20 protein-coding genes, 3 tRNA genes and 1 pseudogene are annotated in these 16,442 nt (G+C 49.8%); 5 read left to right on the top strand and 19 right to left on the bottom strand.

Annotated elements, in window-relative coordinates; all coding sequences use genetic code 11:
• Positions 1–5: 5 nt before the first annotated feature.
• Entirely contained in the window at positions 6–695 is a 690-nt protein-coding gene (locus HV243_RS10155; protein WP_053389505.1) for a DUF1571 domain-containing protein, read from the bottom strand.
• A 204-nt stretch (positions 696–899) separates the two neighbouring features.
• On the opposite strand from HV243_RS10155, the gene HV243_RS10150 reads away from it, so the two are divergent.
• Positions 900–1,241, top strand: a complete 342-nt coding sequence (locus HV243_RS10150; protein ID WP_049040545.1) for a hypothetical protein — start codon at positions 900–902, stop codon at positions 1,239–1,241.
• Positions 1,242–1,461: 220 nt separating this feature from the next.
• Here HV243_RS10150 and arsC read toward each other — a convergent pair whose 3' ends face one another.
• From arsC to HV243_RS10135, 3 genes are read right to left on the bottom strand one after another with little or no spacing between them, the layout of a single operon-like run.
• Positions 1,462–1,887 carry a glutaredoxin-dependent arsenate reductase gene (arsC, locus tag HV243_RS10145; RefSeq protein ID WP_019077061.1) on the bottom strand — a complete coding sequence of 142 codons (426 nt, stop codon included), beginning with the start codon at positions 1,885–1,887 and terminating at the stop codon, positions 1,462–1,464.
• Between the two features lie 12 nt (positions 1,888–1,899).
• Positions 1,900–3,189 (bottom strand): arsenic transporter, encoded by a 1,290-nt coding sequence (locus HV243_RS10140; protein WP_053389506.1) that lies wholly within the window; start codon positions 3,187–3,189, stop codon positions 1,900–1,902.
• A gap of 44 nt (positions 3,190–3,233) precedes the next feature.
• Positions 3,234–3,554: a transcriptional regulator gene (locus tag HV243_RS10135; RefSeq protein ID WP_016153468.1), complete on the bottom strand. Its 321-nt coding sequence runs from the start codon at positions 3,552–3,554 to the stop codon at positions 3,234–3,236.
• An 86-nt stretch (positions 3,555–3,640) separates the two neighbouring features.
• Between HV243_RS10135 and arsH the strand changes: the two genes are divergently transcribed.
• On the top strand, positions 3,641–4,339 hold the full coding sequence (gene arsH, locus HV243_RS10130; RefSeq protein ID WP_016153469.1) for an arsenical resistance protein ArsH: 699 nt from the start codon (positions 3,641–3,643) through the stop codon (positions 4,337–4,339).
• A gap of 58 nt (positions 4,340–4,397) precedes the next feature.
• On the opposite strand, the pseudogene HV243_RS10125 reads toward arsH, so the two are convergent.
• Positions 4,398–4,532 (bottom strand): annotated as a pseudogene (locus HV243_RS10125) (IS30 family transposase); the annotation flags it as partial.
• Positions 4,533–4,663: 131 nt separating this feature from the next.
• On the opposite strand from HV243_RS10125, the gene HV243_RS10120 reads away from it, so the two are divergent.
• On the top strand, positions 4,664–4,834 hold the full coding sequence (locus tag HV243_RS10120; protein ID WP_162835200.1) for a YnfU family zinc-binding protein: 171 nt from the start codon (positions 4,664–4,666) through the stop codon (positions 4,832–4,834).
• Positions 4,835–5,228: 394 nt separating this feature from the next.
• Here HV243_RS10120 and cspA read toward each other — a convergent pair whose 3' ends face one another.
• Positions 5,229–5,444, bottom strand: a complete 216-nt coding sequence (gene cspA / locus HV243_RS10115; protein ID WP_016153470.1) for an RNA chaperone/antiterminator CspA — start codon at positions 5,442–5,444, stop codon at positions 5,229–5,231.
• A gap of 297 nt (positions 5,445–5,741) precedes the next feature.
• On the opposite strand from cspA, the gene cspH reads away from it, so the two are divergent.
• The gene (cspH, locus tag HV243_RS10110; RefSeq protein WP_049040548.1) at positions 5,742–5,954 is read left to right on the top strand and encodes a cold shock-like protein CspH; all 213 of its coding nucleotides are present in this window, start codon (positions 5,742–5,744) and stop codon (positions 5,952–5,954) included.
• Between the two features lie 413 nt (positions 5,955–6,367).
• Here cspH and HV243_RS10105 read toward each other — a convergent pair.
• From HV243_RS10105 to uvrY, 6 genes are all read right to left on the bottom strand, one after another.
• Positions 6,368–6,454: transfer RNA gene (locus HV243_RS10105), tRNA-Leu, on the bottom strand.
• A gap of 12 nt (positions 6,455–6,466) precedes the next feature.
• Positions 6,467–6,540, bottom strand: a tRNA-Cys gene (locus HV243_RS10100).
• A gap of 51 nt (positions 6,541–6,591) precedes the next feature.
• A tRNA-Gly gene (locus HV243_RS10095) sits at positions 6,592–6,667 on the bottom strand.
• Between the two features lie 151 nt (positions 6,668–6,818).
• Positions 6,819–7,367, bottom strand: coding sequence for a CDP-diacylglycerol--glycerol-3-phosphate 3-phosphatidyltransferase (pgsA, locus tag HV243_RS10090; protein WP_016153472.1), 549 nt, complete (start codon positions 7,365–7,367; stop codon positions 6,819–6,821).
• A gap of 55 nt (positions 7,368–7,422) precedes the next feature.
• Positions 7,423–9,255 carry an excinuclease ABC subunit UvrC gene (gene uvrC, locus HV243_RS10085; RefSeq protein ID WP_053389331.1) on the bottom strand — a complete coding sequence of 611 codons (1,833 nt, stop codon included), beginning with the start codon at positions 9,253–9,255 and terminating at the stop codon, positions 7,423–7,425.
• Complete coding sequence (uvrY, locus tag HV243_RS10080) at positions 9,252–9,908, bottom strand: UvrY/SirA/GacA family response regulator transcription factor (protein WP_006684079.1); 657 nt, start codon at positions 9,906–9,908, stop codon at positions 9,252–9,254. The genes uvrC and uvrY overlap by 4 nt, the downstream gene beginning before the upstream one ends.
• Before the next feature lie 458 nt (positions 9,909–10,366).
• Here uvrY and HV243_RS10075 point away from each other — a divergent pair, with 458 nt between their 5' ends.
• Positions 10,367–10,591, top strand: a complete 225-nt coding sequence (locus HV243_RS10075) for a DUF2594 family protein (RefSeq protein WP_016153474.1) — start codon at positions 10,367–10,369, stop codon at positions 10,589–10,591.
• Positions 10,592–10,657: 66 nt separating this feature from the next.
• Here the strand turns inward: HV243_RS10075 and sdiA are convergent, their stop codons facing one another.
• The 7 genes from sdiA to fliA form a co-directional block, all read right to left on the bottom strand.
• Positions 10,658–11,380: a transcriptional regulator SdiA gene (gene sdiA / locus HV243_RS10070; RefSeq protein WP_016156833.1), complete on the bottom strand. Its 723-nt coding sequence runs from the start codon at positions 11,378–11,380 to the stop codon at positions 10,658–10,660.
• A 231-nt stretch (positions 11,381–11,611) separates the two neighbouring features.
• Positions 11,612–12,364: an L-cystine ABC transporter ATP-binding protein TcyN gene (tcyN, locus tag HV243_RS10065; RefSeq protein WP_003030477.1), complete on the bottom strand. Its 753-nt coding sequence runs from the start codon at positions 12,362–12,364 to the stop codon at positions 11,612–11,614.
• Positions 12,361–13,029 (bottom strand): cystine ABC transporter permease, encoded by a 669-nt coding sequence (gene tcyL / locus HV243_RS10060; protein ID WP_003030474.1) that lies wholly within the window; start codon positions 13,027–13,029, stop codon positions 12,361–12,363. The genes tcyN and tcyL overlap by 4 nt, the downstream gene beginning before the upstream one ends.
• Before the next feature lie 21 nt (positions 13,030–13,050).
• On the bottom strand, positions 13,051–14,037 hold the full coding sequence (dcyD, locus tag HV243_RS10055; RefSeq protein WP_047358000.1) for a D-cysteine desulfhydrase: 987 nt from the start codon (positions 14,035–14,037) through the stop codon (positions 13,051–13,053).
• A 106-nt stretch (positions 14,038–14,143) separates the two neighbouring features.
• On the bottom strand, positions 14,144–14,944 hold the full coding sequence (gene tcyJ, locus HV243_RS10050; RefSeq protein ID WP_016156835.1) for a cystine ABC transporter substrate-binding protein: 801 nt from the start codon (positions 14,942–14,944) through the stop codon (positions 14,144–14,146).
• 100 nt (positions 14,945–15,044) lie between these two features.
• On the bottom strand, positions 15,045–15,596 hold the full coding sequence (gene fliZ, locus HV243_RS10045) for a flagella biosynthesis regulatory protein FliZ (protein WP_016153478.1): 552 nt from the start codon (positions 15,594–15,596) through the stop codon (positions 15,045–15,047).
• A 57-nt stretch (positions 15,597–15,653) separates the two neighbouring features.
• A complete protein-coding gene (gene fliA, locus HV243_RS10040) occupies positions 15,654–16,373 on the bottom strand; it encodes an RNA polymerase sigma factor FliA (protein WP_016153479.1) in 720 nt (239 codons plus the stop codon).
• Positions 16,374–16,442 lie beyond the last annotated feature (69 nt).

Here is a 16,442-nt window from a genome sequence, read left to right as displayed (position 1 = left end):
CTCCCTCAAGGCGTGAAAAAATTGACGGGGAAACGGGTGTTAATAACCATAGCATCCAGAAGAACAGTTTCTAATCGCTGCCCATCTGGCGCATAGCTGATCACTTTGGCAGGGAGTCCGTGATAATTATCCAGCCAGATGTCGTAGCGGTGAACGCCATCTACGGTCTGTTTTCCTGGCCCCATTACGGATATGTGTGTCGTCTCCCGTCCCGCAAGGCGCTCCTTAGCAACAATGGTAGTTGTTCCCCCGCGTTGCAGATGGCGAACATTGCCCAACAACACGCCGATATCAGAGCGATCCACCCGATGATCTCGCTCATCCTGGATCAATGAATTGGTGGGCGACAGGTGCAAAACGGGCAACGTACCCACACCAAATGGCCATAGAGTCACTTTCCCGCTGACAGGATTAAAAATAAGCACCGCGCCAGAATGCGGCTGGGTAAAATCCATTCGCACGTAGCCGGGTTTTTGATAACTGTAGCGAATGATTTTATTTTCATCATGCGCAGATGAGGATCGCATCATAACCTGGTAAGAGGTCATGTGATTGAATGACTGCTGCGACAATGCAACAGGATCCGCGCTCCTGGCGTACGGCGAAAATGGCCCTCCTTTTTCCGCCGGGGATACTGCAAAGCTAAAAATAAGCAATGCGGTGAACGCAACTCGCGGAGAAAATGAGACGCGCATAACCGCCCCCTGTATCGGTACTATCTGTAAACTGGAGTCATCATCTGTCGACTGTTTTTATTATAGTTCTTAATTGCGCGGCACTCCTCTCCCACCCCCTCAGACTCCGTACAGGCAACAGGCTTAAACTGTTCATTTTCTATTCAGATGAGATGACGACATAAGACTATACTTTAATAGCCATACTTTTAATGGGTATTAATCATGAAACTGCCACCGGTATTTTCATGCGCCGTCCTCGTATTGCTGCTGGCGTCATCGTCTGCCGCAGCCAGCGCGTTACAAAACCAGGCCGCAAGAGAGCAAGAGTTAAGCGCGGCACTTCTTGCAGGAAATGGCGTCATCATCATTGGCGGGACGGATGATTTCGCTTTCACATTCAGGGCACGTAACCGAATCCACAGACATTTGGCGATTCAGGATGGCATAGGCGATCCCATCATGATGAATGGTTTTCAGGACCACAACTATAATCCCGCCCGGGATGGCTTTATCAACAACCCTGCCCGGGGAAGGTTTATGTTTAATGCACCGATTCGTCGATAGATTGATTGGCAATGGGGAGTGTGTAGCGGGCGGCTTAACGTATCTGGCAGGCTTACTTGACGCAAAATATCTATGGTTCGTCAAAAGCCGGCACAAAAAAACCACCCGTAGGTGGTTTCGCGACACTGCTTATTGCTTTGATTGTTCTATGAGGGTTATCAGCCAAGAGCAGACCCCGGTATGAAGTTAAACAGGCTCCCGATAATATTAAGCGGAAAGATTACTTAACCCGTTTCCCTGTTTCGTCAATGACCTTTTCGCCATCCTCTTTGGTAAAAGAGCCTTTCTGACCTTCAGGTAAAATATCCAGCACAATTTCTGAGGGACGACAAAGACGCGTGCCAAGCGGCGTCACTACAATCGGCCGATTAATCAGGATCGGATGCTGAATCATAAAATCGATCAACTGCTCATCAGAAAACTTATCTTCATCAAGACCCAGCTGCTCATAAGGTTCAACGTTCTTACGCAGCAATGCGCGTACTGAAATGCCCATATCTGAAATCAGTTTGGTCAGTTCATCACGAGTCGGGGGCGTATCGAGATAATAAATAATAGTTGGTTCGTTACCGCTGTTACGGATCATCTCCAGCGTGTTACGTGAGGTGCCACAGGCCGGGTTGTGATAGATGGTAATGTTGCTCATATCAGTATCTCATTACAAAGTGACAGAGAGCCGCCACGCCAGCGCGGCCAGAGTGACGAACAGCACGGGCAGAGTCATGATAATGCCAGTGCGGAAGTAATATCCCCAGGTGATGGTCATATTTTTCTGTGCCAACACATGAAGCCACAGCAGAGTTGCCAGACTGCCTATCGGGGTGATTTTAGGACCTAAATCGCAGCCAATCACATTGGCATAAATCATCGCCTCTTTGACGACGCCGGTCGCAGCACTCCCGTCAATGGACAATGCACCAATCAGCACCGTCGGCATATTGTTCATCACAGACGACAGGAAGGCAGTCAGGAAGCCGGTACCGAACGTGGCAGCCCATAAACCTTTGTCTGCCAGCATATTGAGTACAGCAGAAAGATACTCGGTGAGTCCTGCATTACGCAGGCCGTAGACGACCATATACATACCCAGCGAGAAAATCACGATCTGCCAGGGCGCCCCGCGCAGCACTTTCCCGGTATTAATGGCGTGGCCACGCTTGGCTACCACGAACAGCACCGCAGCCCCAACTGCTGCTATCGCGCTTACTGGGATCCCCAGCGGCTCCAGAACAAAGAAACCGACCAGCAGGAACAGCAGAACAATCCAGCCCGCCCTGAACGTCGCCGGATCTTTAATCGCACTGGCAGGCATCTTGAGCAGTGAAACGTCATAACTGGCCGGGATATCGCGGCGGAAGAAGAGATGGAGCATGACCAGCGTGGCAGCAATGGCCGCCAGGTTTACAGGGACCATCACGGAGGCATACTGTGTAAAGCCCAGGCTGAAGAAATCCGCCGAGACAATATTGACCAGGTTAGAGACAATCAGCGGCAGGCTGGCAGTATCTGCGATAAATCCTGCAGCCATGACAAAGGCCAGCGTCGTCGCCTGGCTGAACCCCAGGGCGAGCAGCATCGCAATCACAATCGGCGTCAGTATCAGTGCTGCACCGTCGTTAGCAAACAGCGCAGCAACAGCAGCGCCAAGCAGTATTATCCAGGTAAACAGCAGGCGACCACGCCCGTTACCCCAGCGGGAGACATGCAGCGCGGCCCATTCAAAGAAACCGGACTCATCGAGGAGCAGGCTGATGATAATCACCGCGATGAATGCCGCTGTTGCGTTCCAGACGATATTCCAGACTACGGGAATATCATCAATGTGGATGACCCCCGTCCCCAGTGCCAGTAAGGCTCCGATACTTGCGCTCCAGCCAATGCTGAGACCTCTGGGCTGCCAGATGACCAGGACCAGCGTCAGTATAAAAATACTCCCTGCCAAAAGCATTTTAGATTCCTTTATATATGATTATATGTATGTGAAAAATTCTCTCAACAGGATGTGCAGGCTGATTTTTTCAGCCATTCACCCACATCTTTCCTCAGACACTGCCAGGACGTCGTGATCGTCTCAGCGGCCCACGCTGGCATGTGGGGAGACAGACGGTAGTGAATCCATTTGCCTTCCCGGCGGTCAAGCACCAGCTCTGCTTCACGCAGAATAGCCATGTGGCGAGAAATTTTAGGCTGTGATTCAGAGGTCGCCGCGCATATATCGCACACGCACAGTTCGCCGGATTCCCGGAGAAGCATAACAATGGCGAGACGGGTTTCATCCGACAGGATTTTAAAAAGCTGAACTGGCTGTAGCATTTTTTACTCCGTTCCCTTTAGAATACATATATGATAAATCATATGTGTTTATTTTGAAATCACAGAACTTCCCGAAGGAGTAAAAAATGGAACACTTTCCTGCACTGAATGCTGATTGCTTCGATCAGCAGATTGCTGAACGCCTGCAGCTCCAGGAGCCGCCACGCATACTGATCCTGTATGGCTCGGTAAGAGAGCGTTCTTACAGTCGCTTTGCCGCAGAAGAAGCGGGACGCCTGCTGACGGCAATGGGGGCGGAAGTAAGACTGTTTAATCCCTCAGGTTTACCCCTGCCGGATGATGCCCCAGATACGCACCCAAAAGTCACCGAGCTGCGCGAGCTGGTCAGATGGTGTGATGGGATGGTGTGGAGTTCCCCAGAGCGGCATGGGGCAATGAGTGCGGTGATGAAGGCACAGATCGACTGGATCCCCTTAAGCGAAGGGGCCGTTCGCCCTTCACAGGGAAAAACACTGGCGGTGATGCAGGTCTGCGGCGGGTCGCAGTCTTTTAACGCCGTGAACCAGATGCGTATCCTTGGGCGCTGGATGAGGATGTTCACGATCCCTAACCAGTCCTCAGTAGCCAAAGCCTGGCAAGAATTCGATGAGAACGGGCGAATGAAACCTTCGTCCTGGTATGATCGTATCGTCGATGTCGCCGAGGAGTTGTTTAAAATCACGCTGCTGCTCAAGGGGCAAACCGATTACCTTGCCGATCGCTACAGCGAACGAAAAGAGAGCCATCAGGAGCTTTCATCCCGCGTCAATCAGGCAAAAATATAGCGTCCTTTTTTCCTGAGCTCACAAACGTCCGCTTTTTGCTGGGCGTTCAACCACTGGATGCAACAATGTTAATTCTTTGCTGGCTGCGAACCGATAAGCCAGCTCCTTTTGGAAAATACTGTCTGAGCAATCTTTTCGTATTTTTATTTGAACCACGCAGCCAGGAAGATTGAGGATTACAGAATTAAATTTGGGAAGCCGCCCTTATCATCAGGCTCTTTGCGATACCTTTTCTTTATATTTACATATCCAAAACATCATAAAGTTAAGATTTTTTGGACGAATTAGGGTATGGTTGAAGTTCATCCACTCAAGGAAAAGCCTATGTCAGAACGTAAAGACTCTAAATCACGCCGCAACTATCTTGTCAAATGCACCTGCCCAAACTGTACCCAACAATCTGAACACAGTTTTTCAAGAGTACAAAAAGGTTCTCTTTTAATCTGTCCTCATTGCAATAAAGTATTCCAGACAAACCAAAAAGAAGCAGCCTGAATCCGTTTTAGACTCTATTTCTGGAACAGAATCACCACCTCTGTATTTTAATATTTATCAAGCTACAGATAACAGAAAACCCGCTGGCTGCGGGTTTAGTATTTTCATATTTAAAAAATAAAAATTATGGTGAGATCTGGGAAAAGCTATCCCCTTGCATACGTTGTCGTGCAAAGCAAGCGGTTAGACTTTTTGTGCAGCGAACCTACACGTACTCACAATGGTCAGCATACTTTCTCATGCAAAAGAGAGATGAAATATGCTGACCGTTGCCCTGAATGCCGGATCAGTAACATTTCATCTCTACTGACCCAACAATACATCCATTGCTTCTGTCAGTATGTCTACTCAGGCTTTAGCCTTCTTCGTTATCGCATACAGACAAAAAAAGGATTTACTCTGTAATAACTACATTGCCAGCAACCGGACCTTTAGTACCATTCTCAATGGAGTAAGAGACTTTTTGCCCTTCAAACAAGGTGCGGAAATTATCGCTCTGGATAGCAGAAAAATGTACAAATAAATCTTTACTACCGTCAACAGGAGAAATAAAACCGAATCCCTTATCGGCATTAAACCATTTTACTAAACCATTCATCTTTTTTGACATTTTGTATTCCTTAATTTGGCCTTCCGGCGAACATGGTTTTATTACAGAAACTACTTAGTGCTTAGTGGGGAGACTCAAAGAAGGGATAAATATAAAACACCTGAAATGAGAACTGCTTTAGTAAACTACTTTGTATTTTGTCTGTTCTTCAAACCGACGCGACCATTAACGCACGGGCGTATATAATAATCAATGTTTATTTTAGCTATCCAGATCTCACGATAGCTGAAAAATATTTCTGGCATTATCCAGGGGTATGTGTATAGTGCAACACGTTATTAGCTTTAAGGAATTTTTTTGTCTCGTAAAATGACAGGAATTGTCAAAGCCTTTGACTGCAAGAGCGGTAAAGGCCTTATCTCCCCCTCCGATGGTCGCAAAGATGTACAGCTTCACATTTCAGCCTTAAGTCTCCGTGACTCAGAAGTACTCATCCCCGGATTACGCGTTGAGTTTTGTCGAATAAATGGTCTTCGAGGCCCCTCGGCTGCGAACGTTTATCTCTCATGACCTGTAGCCGCCCCTCCTGACTTCTGGAATCATAAAAGAGAATTTCAAAACAGGGAGAGTTTCATATGTATCAGAAAATCTATCTCAACGACTGGCTGACAGGCCTTAAGAGTTCATGCTGCACGCTGATAGTGACTCTGCTTGTTTTCATCTAACCTGTAGTTCGCCGCATACTGATGGTGCAAATAGACCGGTAAGAGTTGCAATAGCGTTGGCGTATCTATGTTGAGCCCGTCAGGGTGATATGCTTGCGTTACACCCCAAATGCCTGTGATGTACATAGGATGAAAGCCAGGGGATTTCTGAGCTTGAAGGTTCGCTGAGCGAGAAGCGAGAAATTTCAGGCACAAAAAAACCACCCGTAGGTGGTTTCACGACACTGCTTATTGCTTTGATTATTCTTTTCTTTCCCATGGTACCCGGAGTGGGACTTGAACCCACACAGCGCGAACGCCGAGGGATTTTAAATCCCTTGTGTCTACCGATTCCACCATCCGGGCTCGGGAAGAAATTGGAGGCGCGTTCCGGAGTCGAACCGGACTAGACGGATTTGCAATCCGCTACATAACCGCTTTGCTAACGCGCCGAAATCTTCTGGCTTTTCAGCCGACATCCGCTATTGCCGATGTCTTTAATTTGGAGCGGGAAACGAGACTCGAACTCGCGACCCCGACCTTGGCAAGGTCGTGCTCTACCAACTGAGCTATTCCCGCATCACCAAGTAACTTTGTTAATCACTTGATTTTGTTATCGTCTGGCAATCAGTGCTGCCGTTCGATGCGTTGCATTCTACTTACCTGACGCAATGAGTCAACGATATTTTTCACCACTGACGATCGTTTGCTGAAATTTGCGCCGAAACGATCACTGTTCAAGCAAATCTCCCCACGCAGCGCTCAAATACTGGAACATTGACCACAACGTCAGTATCGCGGCGACGAAGAAAAGTGCGATCCCGGCGTACTCTACCCAAATATTTGGACGCCACAGCAGCCATGCGAGCGCGGCCATTTGCGAAGTGGTTTTCACTTTGCCGATCCAGGACACCGCCACACTGCTACGTTTACCCAGTTCAGCCATCCACTCACGCAGCGCAGAGATAATAATTTCACGCGCGATCATCGTGGCGGCAGGAAGCGTTACCCACCAACTGTGATAGTGCTCGGTCACCAGCACCATCGCGATAGCCACCAGTACCTTATCAGCGACCGGATCGAGGAAGGCGCCAAAACGCGTGCTTTGGTTCCAGCGACGCGCCAGATAGCCGTCAAACCAGTCGGTGACCGCCGCAATACAGAAGATCAGCGCACAAACGAAGGGAGCCCAGGTGAATGGCAGATAAAAAGCCAATACAAAGAATGGGATCAGGATGACGCGAAACAGCGTGAGCAACGTAGGGATATTAAATTGCATATGACGGATAACTATCTGTTGTCAGTAAAATTACCCCTATGTTGCTACAGAGGGCCTAATGTTTCAACGAGTAGAAGATCTTTTCTGCCAGAGCTTGCGAAATACCCGGCACTTTTGCAATTTCTTCAATACTCGCGTTACGAAGACCTTGCAAACCGCCCATATATTTCAACAACATCTGCCGACGCTTCGGCCCGACACCTTCAATAGTCTCCAGCGTGCTGGTACTTTTCACCTTCGCCCGTTTTTTACGGTGCCCGCTAATTGCATGATCGTGAGATTCATCGCGGATATGCTGGATAACGTGCAATGCAGGCGAATCCGGCGGAAGGCTAAAGCCCTCACCTTCCGGCTCAAAGAACAACGTTTCCAGACCAGCTTTACGATCGGCCCCTTTTGCCACGCCCAACAAAAGCGGGTGCTGTTTGTCCCAGGGAACGTCCAGCTCAGCAAACACGGCTTTCGCCTGCCCCAGTTGACCTTTCCCACCGTCGATCAATATGACGTCCGGAATCTTACTTTCTTCAATCGACTTACCGTAGCGCCGACGGAGAACCTGATTCATTGCCGCATAATCATCACCCGGCGTAATACCCGTGATGTTATAGCGGCGATACTCGGCGCGCAGTGGTCCATTGGCATCGAATACCACGCAGGAGGCTACCGTCTGCTCGCCCATCGTGTGGCTGATATCAAAGCACTCCATGCGTTTCACTGCGGGTAACTTGAGTACTGATGCCAGCGCCGTCAGGCGTTGAGTAATGGTCGACTGCTGGGAAAGTTTTGTGGTTAACGCCACCGCCGCGTTGGTACGCGCCAGCTTCAGATACCGCGCGCGATCGCCTCGCGGTTTCGTCTGAACGTTGATCTTCCGCCCGGCCAGCTCAGACAGAGAGTCTGCCAGCAGGGTTTTATCGCTAAGATTAAAATCGAGCAGGATCTCACCGGGTAAGGTGCGCATCTGACTTCCCTGCAGATAAAACTGTCCGACAAAGGTTTCAACGACCTCGCCGAGTTCTGTTCCACCTGGTACTTTCGGGAAATAGCTACGACTGCCTAACACTTTACCCTGGCGAATAAACAGCACGTGCACACAGGCCATGCCAGCGTCAAACGCCACGCCGATGACGTCCAGATCGTCTCCGGTATTAGAGACAAACTGTTTTTCGGTCACGCGGCGTACGGCCTGAATTTGGTCACGAATGCGGGCAGCCTCTTCAAACTCGAGATTCTGGCTGGCTTTTTCCATCCGGGCGATCAGTTGCGTTAATACCTGATCGTCTTTTCCGGACAGGAACAGACGAACGTAATCAACCTGCTGCGCATACTCTTCCTCACTCACCAGGCCCGCCACACACGGACCGAGGCAGCGGCCAATCTGATATTGCAGACAGGGCCGCGAGCGATTGCGATAAACACTATTTTCGCACTGACGAATAGGGAAGATTTTCTGCAGCAACGCCAACGTTTCGCGTACGGCGTAGCCGTTAGGAAACGGTCCAAAGTACTCGCCTTTGGCATGCTTGGCCCCACGATGCATTGCCAGACGAGGATGGGTATCGCCGCTGAGGAAAATAAAAGGATAGGATTTATCGTCGCGCAGCAAAACGTTATAACGCGGCTGATACAGCTTGATGTAGTTGTGCTCAAGCAATAACGCCTCGGTTTCGGTGTGCGTTACCGTAACATCAATCTGCTGTATTTGCGCGACCAGTGCTTCGGTCTTACGCGATGCGAGGTTGCTACGGAAGTAGCTGGAAAGCCTTTTTTTCAGGTCTTTCGCTTTCCCGACGTAGATGACCGTCCCGGCGTCATCATACATACGATAAACGCCGGGCTGACTGGTCACGGTTTTCAGGAACGCTTTGGCATCAAACTGATCGGTCACTGGCTTGTTAATGTCTCCGCATTACACAGGCCATGGCGAATTGCCAGGTGAGTCAGCTCAACATCGCCGTGAATGTTTAATTTACTGAACATTCGATAGCGATAGCTGTTCACCGTTTTAGGACTAAGATTCAGTTGCTCTGAGATCTCATTGACCTTCTGACCTTTGGTGATCATCAGCATAATCTGCAACTCACGTTCAGACAAACTGGCAAACGGGGTTTCCGTTTTCTCAGGCTCAATCTGGCTAAGCGCCATCTGCTGAGCGATATCGGAGGCAATATAACGTTGGCCAGAATAAACCGAACGAATCGCACTCACGACCTCCTGGGGCGCAGCCCCCTTACTGAGATAGCCCGCGGCTCCCGCCTGCATGACTTTTGCAGGTAACGGGTTTTCGGTATGGACAGTCAGCATGATCACTTTAATATCAGCCGTTGAACGCGCAATTTTACGCGTTGCCTCAAGGCCACCAATACCGGGCATATTCATGTCCATCAGCACAACATCAACGGAATTTGAGCGGCACCATTTTACCGCATCTTCACCGCAGCACGCCTCGCCGACAACTTTAATGCCTTTTATATCTTCAAGAATGCGTCGTATCCCTGCGCGCACCAGTTCGTGGTCATCAACAAGAAAAACGTTGATCAAAGGAATATCTCCAGAATAGGGATAACGCTACCGATAGTTAATCGGTCCTATGTTAACGGGTTTTATCTCAACTTTGAAATGTAAAAATCGCCGTCTTTCGATTTTGCTCTCGTTTTTGGAAATTAGAAGGTACGACGAGTGGAAACTTTCTGTTATGGCAACCTTTTGCCACGGTTATATCTGCATAGCTGTTTCAGAATAGTGACAAAAAAATCATATTCATCCGTTGAATGCAAAATAGTCAGCTAAAGTTGTAACAATAATTAACGAGTAAAATACTCGAAATAAACAACAGATGGAGAAAATATATGCAGTGCAACATGTTGTTTATTTTAATGTCCGCGGCTTATGTTTGCGCAGAAAACAACCGCTGATATTTTTAGCCTCGCTTATGGTATACTCCGGCGCCTTAAGATTTGACATCGCACTTTTTCATTGAAACATAACGAGGAAAATAAATGAGTACGCCTGACTTTTCCACTGCTGAGAATAACCAGGAACTGGCCAACGAAGTCACCTGCCTGAAAGCCATGTTAACGCTGATGCTGCAGGCAATGGGCCAAGCCGATGCAGGGCGCGTGATTCTTAAAATGGAAAAACAGATCGCGCTGATTGAAGATCAATCACAGGCTGCGGTATTTTCCAGCACTGTTAAGCAAATTAAACAGGCCTACCGCCAGTAATAAGAACCCGGCTGACAGCGATGCTCTCAGCCGGGTTTGCGTCTGACACTCAGAACGATGATTTACTCAGATCAGCCCGGTTGCCGCGGCATAACAGGCGATCTGCGTTTTGTTGGGTGCATTAAATTTCTTTTGCATATTTTTCTGGTGAAAGTTAACGGTATTTTCAGAAATCGACAGAATTATCGCTATCTCTGAAGAGGTTTTCCCCTCTGCCGTCCATTTCAATATCTCTTTTTCCCGCTTGCTAAAGCGCATCTCTGGCGCCATGACCATGTCATCTTGCAGCCGCGTCAGTACCGACAAGCTTTCCCGCACCAGCAGTTGCATCCTGAGCTCTACCTCATCGTTTGCAAAGCGACTATTACGGACACTCGCACGCGATACCGATAAAAAACCCAACGCCCGATTAGGCAACATTAAGCATTGCGTCATCCCTTTACGTAAACCGTGATTGCGCGCGGCATCCCACAGGGGCTGTGCATCGCGAAATAAGGTATCGTTCCAGGGTAAATGCCCCTGACTGAAGTTTTCAGGCTTCAGCACCGGATCAATAGCGAAATAATTCTCGGACTGATAATGCGCCACCCATGCTTTGGGATAGGTCGTGTGAAGCGACGTTTTAGGTCGGGTAAAAGGTACGGGATGACGAACACAGAGCGCGTAAAAATCGAACTCTAAATGCTGCGTCTGTTGTTGTAATTCATTATAGACATCCTCTGCCGTCGCCATTTCCTGAAAGCGTAACAGCATACTCCGTCGCCAGGTGAAGAAATCATGACCCTGCATACTAAGTGGTAATACCCCTGAGATTGATAATCATCCAAACATATGAAACAAGCTAACACATAAATGTATTTTATATATGCAAATTATCGGACAAATGGTCAATTACTTGAGCATTACTCAACGACGGCAGGAAGTAAAAGTATTGGGAGTTAATAATAAAGCAATAATTATAAATAGTTATGCGAACAGCACTCGCCAAAAAACAATTTCGACGAGTGCTGCATGCACTATTTATTGCATCAGAAACTTTTCAAGAAACTGACGGGTTCGCGGTTGCTGCGGATGCGTGAATAAGGATTTAGCTGGCCCCTGCTCCACTATCCGTCCTTGATCCATAAATATCGCCCGATCGGCAACGTCGCGCGCAAAGCTCATTTCATGCGTCACAATCACCATGGTGCGTTTTTCCTGCGCCAGTTGGCGGATGGTATTAAGTACCTCACCAACCAGTTCAGGATCAAGCGCGGAGGTCGGTTCATCAAAAAGAATAACCTCAGGTCGCATCGCCAACGCCCGGGCAATAGCCACGCGCTGCTGCTGCCCGCCGGACAAACGCCGCGGATAGCTGGTTTCTTTACCAGCTAACCCGACTTTCGCCAGCAGTTCGCGCGCTCGGGCTGTCGCTTCGGCTTTCGGTTCGCCTTTAACAATCACCGGACCTTCAATAATGTTTTCCAGCACCGTGCGATGCGGGAACAAATTAAAGTTCTGGAACACAAAGCCCACGTGCTGGCGCAACTGACGAATCAGACCTTTCTGCTGAGTTAACGAACGCGCGGTATCAATGGTAATCTCACCCACCTTAATGGTGCCCGCCTCCGGTTGCTCCAGCAAATTAATGCTGCGCAGCAGCGTCGTTTTGCCCGAACCGCTCGGCCCGATAATCGCCACAACTTCACCGGGTTTGACGTCAAGATCGATCCCATGCAGCACCGTTTGCCCATGGAATTTTTTGACCAGGTTTCTGACTTCGATAGCACTCATTTCGGCTCTCTCTCCTGGCGATTCAGTTGCTCTTCAAAATAGTTTTGCAGTGCAGAAAGCACCGTCGCCATCACCCAATAAATCAACGAGGCTGCAAGATACATCGTGAATACCTCCAGCGTACGCGAGGTAATCAACTGCGCCTGACGGAACAGTTCCGGTACCTGAATAGTCGCGGCCAGAGAGGTGTCCTTCACCAGGCTGATAAAGCTGTTACTCAGCGGCGGGAGCGCAACCCGCGCAGCCTGCGGCAGGATTGCCCGGCGCATGGTTTGCCACCGCGTCATACCAATACTGGCACCCGCTTCCCACTGCCCTTTGTCGATGGAGGAGATTGCCGCACGCAGCGTTTCCGCAGCGTAGGCCGCCGTATTAAGCGATAAGCCAATCATCGCCGCCGGAATCGGATCAAGCTCAATACCAAACTGCGGCAGACCGTAATAGATCATGAACAGCTGGGCAATCAACGGCGTTCCGCGAAAGATAGAGATATAAAAGCGCGCCAGCCAGCGCACAGGCAGCAGCGGCGACAGACGCATCAGCGCCAGGATAAACCCCAGCACGAGGCCAAAGAACATCCCACCGATACTCAGTTGCAGCGTAAAAACTGCGCCCTTGAGCAGATACGGCAGAGAATCAATCACCAGTTGGATACTTTCATGCATTAGCGTTTTTCTACCTGGTCGTTACACGTGAGGATGGTAGGCAAACAGCGCAGGTGCCCCACCAGTATGAATAAAGAGAATTGGCCCTTCATCCTTGAAGCGTTTCTGGCTGATGCCATCAATCAGACCCGCCATCGCCTTGCCGGTATACACCGGATCCAACAAAATACCTTCTAGGCGCGCCAGCAGTTTTACCGCCTCCATGCCCTCTTCGTTTGGCGTACCGTATCCCGGCGCATAATAATCGTCCCATAACAGGATTTCCGCTGAGGCCGTCAGTTCCAGCTCCCGAGCAATATCCTGCTGCAGAGCAACAACTTTGGGCTTTTGATCCGCCACGCTGCGTGAGACGGTCACGCCGATAAGTTCGACGTCAGGCATCAATTGCTCCAGGCCCACGGCCAGTCCGGCATGGGTTCCCGCACTGCCCGAGGCCACCACTACGGAAGAGAGCGAAACGGCCCCTTCACACTGTTGGGCAATTTCCAGCGCACTTTCCACATAGCCCAGCGCACCCAGTGCATTGGAACCCCCAACCGGGATCACATACGGGCGGAACCCTTGCGCTTCAATCCGCGTCGCCAGATCCTGCAGCTGTGCATTCGGATCGGTCAGCGCATCGCACATTTCAATCTGCGTATTAAACAGGTCCAACAGCAGACGGTTGCCATTGGTGAGATAGTTTTCGGCAGTGGTGCCTATCGGATTTTCCAACAGCGCCACGCAGTGCAGGCCAAGCTTAGCGGCGACCGCCGCCGTCTGACGAACGTGGTTAGACTGAATCGCACCCGCGGTTATCAGCGTATCCGCGCCTTCACGCAGCGCGTCTGCGGCCAGAAACTCCAGCTTACGCAGCTTATTGCCGCCCATAGCCATCGGCGTGACGTCATCGCGTTTAATGAAAATATCGCGCCCGAGGTAATCTGAGAGGCGCGGAAGATATTCGAGTGGCGTTGGCGCGCCAATAAATTCCAGACGTGGAAAGCGCGTTAAATTATGCAGCGGCATACAGCCTCCGGTATTCGTTGTTGTGATGTTCTTTTATTATGCACGTTCAGGCGCAATGAAATAAAAAAAGGCGCTGTTAAAGGCGCCTTTTTTCATCAGATGACGATTATTTCGTCACATCTGCTCCAAACCATTTTTCAGACAGGGCTTTCAGCGAACCGTCTTTCTGCATTTCAGCAATGGCTGCATCCACCGCTTTCAGCAGATCTTCATTGCCTTTACGCAGCGCCACGCCGGACTCCTGGCGGGAGAATGCTTCACCGGTAACGGCCAGCGTATCCTTGGTTTTTTTCACCAGATCCAGCGCGGCCAGACGGTCAACCAGGATGGCGTCGATACGACCTACGCGCAGATCCTGATATTTGGTCGGGTCATCATCATAGGTACGAATATCCACGCCCTGCACGTTCTGGCGCAACCACTCTTCATAGTTGGTTCCCAGACCCACGCCGACTTTTTTACCTTTCAGATCGGCAGCAGTCTTAATAACGCCTTCATTGCCTTTCTTCACCAGCGCCTGGATACCAGAGACCGTATACGGGGTAGAGAAATCGTATTTTTTCTTACGATCATCAGAGATAGTCACCTGGTTGATGACCACGTCAATGCGTTTGGAATCAAGAGAAGCCAGCATACCGTCCCATTTGGTCGGCTTCAGCGTGGCTTTCACTCCGAGATGCTTGGCCAGTTCCTCGGCAAACTCCACTTCGAAACCGGTCAGCTTGCCGTCATCGCCCTGAAAACTAAACGGGGGATAGGTCCCTTCCAGGCCCACCAGCAGCGTGCCGCGCTCTTTAACTTTATTTAACAGACCTTCATCTGCATAAGTCTTCACGCTCATTCCGGCGACAAGTGCAACAGCCATTACACCCATCAGAGCCTGACGTCCCAGAAGTGCTAATTTCATAGTTACCCCGAATATTGTCATTATTGACTATCATTTATGACTACAGTGTAAAGCGTTTGCCGTGATCCACAAACACGACTCTGTTACACCTTATTCGTTTTTAATATATATCAGAACTGGCTGTCCAGGAGGATTTCTGCATATGTCCCATATGCGTATGGGCTTTAAACTGCTCATACTTACGCAACGCGATGCGGTAATTGTTGGTGCTGGTTTCCGGTAGCCACGGGGCAAGGTTTTCGTCGAGAAACCCTTCCTGCAGCAGATCGTGAGAGATATTTTGTTCGGTCAGATGATTCCCGAGGCGACGCAGGCGCACAACGTATTCGCGTACCGTGCCGTGACTCATTTCGGTCTGCTCGAATAAAAATTGCTTGAAGCCGATAATGTCAAAAAAGTCGCTCTGCTCTTTGCAGTGCAAATCACCACAAAAGCGACACAGTGCCACCCACTCTTTTTTCTCCTGTTCCCACTCTGCTTCATTCAGCAACGTGTCCAGTCGGGCGATGGCGATTTTATTCACAATTTGCCCGCGGCGAACCAGCGTGATCCTGTCGAGCAACTTAAAGCAATGGGCGCAATGCGTCTGGCTGTGTTTGAAATCTTTGAGGTAGCGGCTTAGAGGCCGTCTTTTTGATTGCTGCACCGTCATGAGAACTCCTGGTAGTCAATTCGTAATGCGGCATTGTTCAGGGGTAATGATGTACCCCTATAGCTTACCCAGCTTGGTGCGTAGACGTTTGATGGCCTGACTGTGCAACTGGCTAACCCGTGACTCCCCCACTTCCAGTACCGCGCCAATCTCTTTCAGATTCAGCTCTTCCTGGTAGTACAGCGTTAACACCAGCTTTTCGCGTTCCGGCAACGCTTCGATCGCGTCCATCACGCGCTGGCGGAGGTTACCCTCAAGAAGCTGTTGTAACGGGTTTTCCTGCTGATGTTCTTCCGTCACCAGCTCAATACTATCGCCATGCTCTTCCCGCCACTCGTCGTAGGAGAAGAGTTGGCTATTATTGGTATCAAGCAACATCTGACGATACTCTTGCACAGGAATAGCCAGACGCTCCGCCACTTCGGTTTCCGTCGCGTTACGCCCTAATTCCTGCTCCAGTTGCCCCATCGCCTGTGCCACTTCGCGAGCATTGCGCCGAACGCTACGCGGCACCCAATCCCGGCTACGTAGTTCGTCCAGCATCGCTCCACGAATACGCTGCACTGCGTAAGTGGTAAATGCCGTTCCTTGCAAAGCGTCATATCGGTCGACTGCATTCAATAACCCGATGCCGCCCGCTTGTAGCAGGTCATCCAGTTCTACGCTCGCCGGCAAACGCACCTGAAGGCGCAATGCTTCGTGACGCACCAACGGTACATAACGCTGCCACAGCGAGTGTTTATCCATTACACCTTCAGCGGTATACAGTGAATTCACGATAAACAGCCCTGCGTTAAATGAGTTATCGGCATGATTATCCGTTTCTGCAGGGGTTTTAATCGGGTG

Origin of the sequence: Citrobacter sp. RHBSTW-00599 (genome assembly GCF_013784065.1) — a bacterium.
In the GTDB taxonomy this organism is placed as follows: Bacteria; Pseudomonadota; Gammaproteobacteria; order Enterobacterales; family Enterobacteriaceae; genus Citrobacter; species Citrobacter braakii.
The sequence above is the reverse complement of the archived record's forward strand: the minus strand, read 5'-3'. Positions and strand labels throughout refer to the sequence as shown.

Coding starts and splice junctions, on each gene's coding strand:
- tcyN (WP_003030477.1), bottom strand. CDS start 12,364: ATGAGTGCTATCGAAGTCAGAAACCTGGTCAAAAAATTCCATGGGCAA.
- sdiA (WP_016156833.1), bottom strand. CDS start 11,380: ATGCAGGGTCATGATTTCTTCACCTGGCGACGGAGTATGCTGTTACGC.
- HV243_RS10155 (WP_053389505.1), bottom strand. CDS start 695: ATGCGCGTCTCATTTTCTCCGCGAGTTGCGTTCACCGCATTGCTTATT.
- pgsA (WP_016153472.1), bottom strand. CDS start 7,367: ATGCAATTTAATATCCCTACGTTGCTCACGCTGTTTCGCGTCATCCTG.
- dcyD (WP_047358000.1), bottom strand. CDS start 14,037: ATGCCGCTGCATAATTTAACGCGCTTTCCACGTCTGGAATTTATTGGC.
- fliZ (WP_016153478.1), bottom strand. CDS start 15,596: ATGACGGTGCAGCAATCAAAAAGACGGCCTCTAAGCCGCTACCTCAAA.
- arsH (WP_016153469.1), top strand. CDS start 3,641: ATGGAACACTTTCCTGCACTGAATGCTGATTGCTTCGATCAGCAGATT.
- HV243_RS10150 (WP_049040545.1), top strand. CDS start 900: ATGAAACTGCCACCGGTATTTTCATGCGCCGTCCTCGTATTGCTGCTG.
- HV243_RS10075 (WP_016153474.1), top strand. CDS start 10,367: ATGAGTACGCCTGACTTTTCCACTGCTGAGAATAACCAGGAACTGGCC.
- HV243_RS10120 (WP_162835200.1), top strand. CDS start 4,664: ATGTCAGAACGTAAAGACTCTAAATCACGCCGCAACTATCTTGTCAAA.
- HV243_RS10135 (WP_016153468.1), bottom strand. CDS start 3,554: ATGCTACAGCCAGTTCAGCTTTTTAAAATCCTGTCGGATGAAACCCGT.
- cspA (WP_016153470.1), bottom strand. CDS start 5,444: ATGTCAAAAAAGATGAATGGTTTAGTAAAATGGTTTAATGCCGATAAG.
- arsC (WP_019077061.1), bottom strand. CDS start 1,887: ATGAGCAACATTACCATCTATCACAACCCGGCCTGTGGCACCTCACGT.
- tcyJ (WP_016156835.1), bottom strand. CDS start 14,944: ATGAAATTAGCACTTCTGGGACGTCAGGCTCTGATGGGTGTAATGGCT.
- HV243_RS10140 (WP_053389506.1), bottom strand. CDS start 3,189: ATGCTTTTGGCAGGGAGTATTTTTATACTGACGCTGGTCCTGGTCATC.
- tcyL (WP_003030474.1), bottom strand. CDS start 13,029: ATGCATGAAAGTATCCAACTGGTGATTGATTCTCTGCCGTATCTGCTC.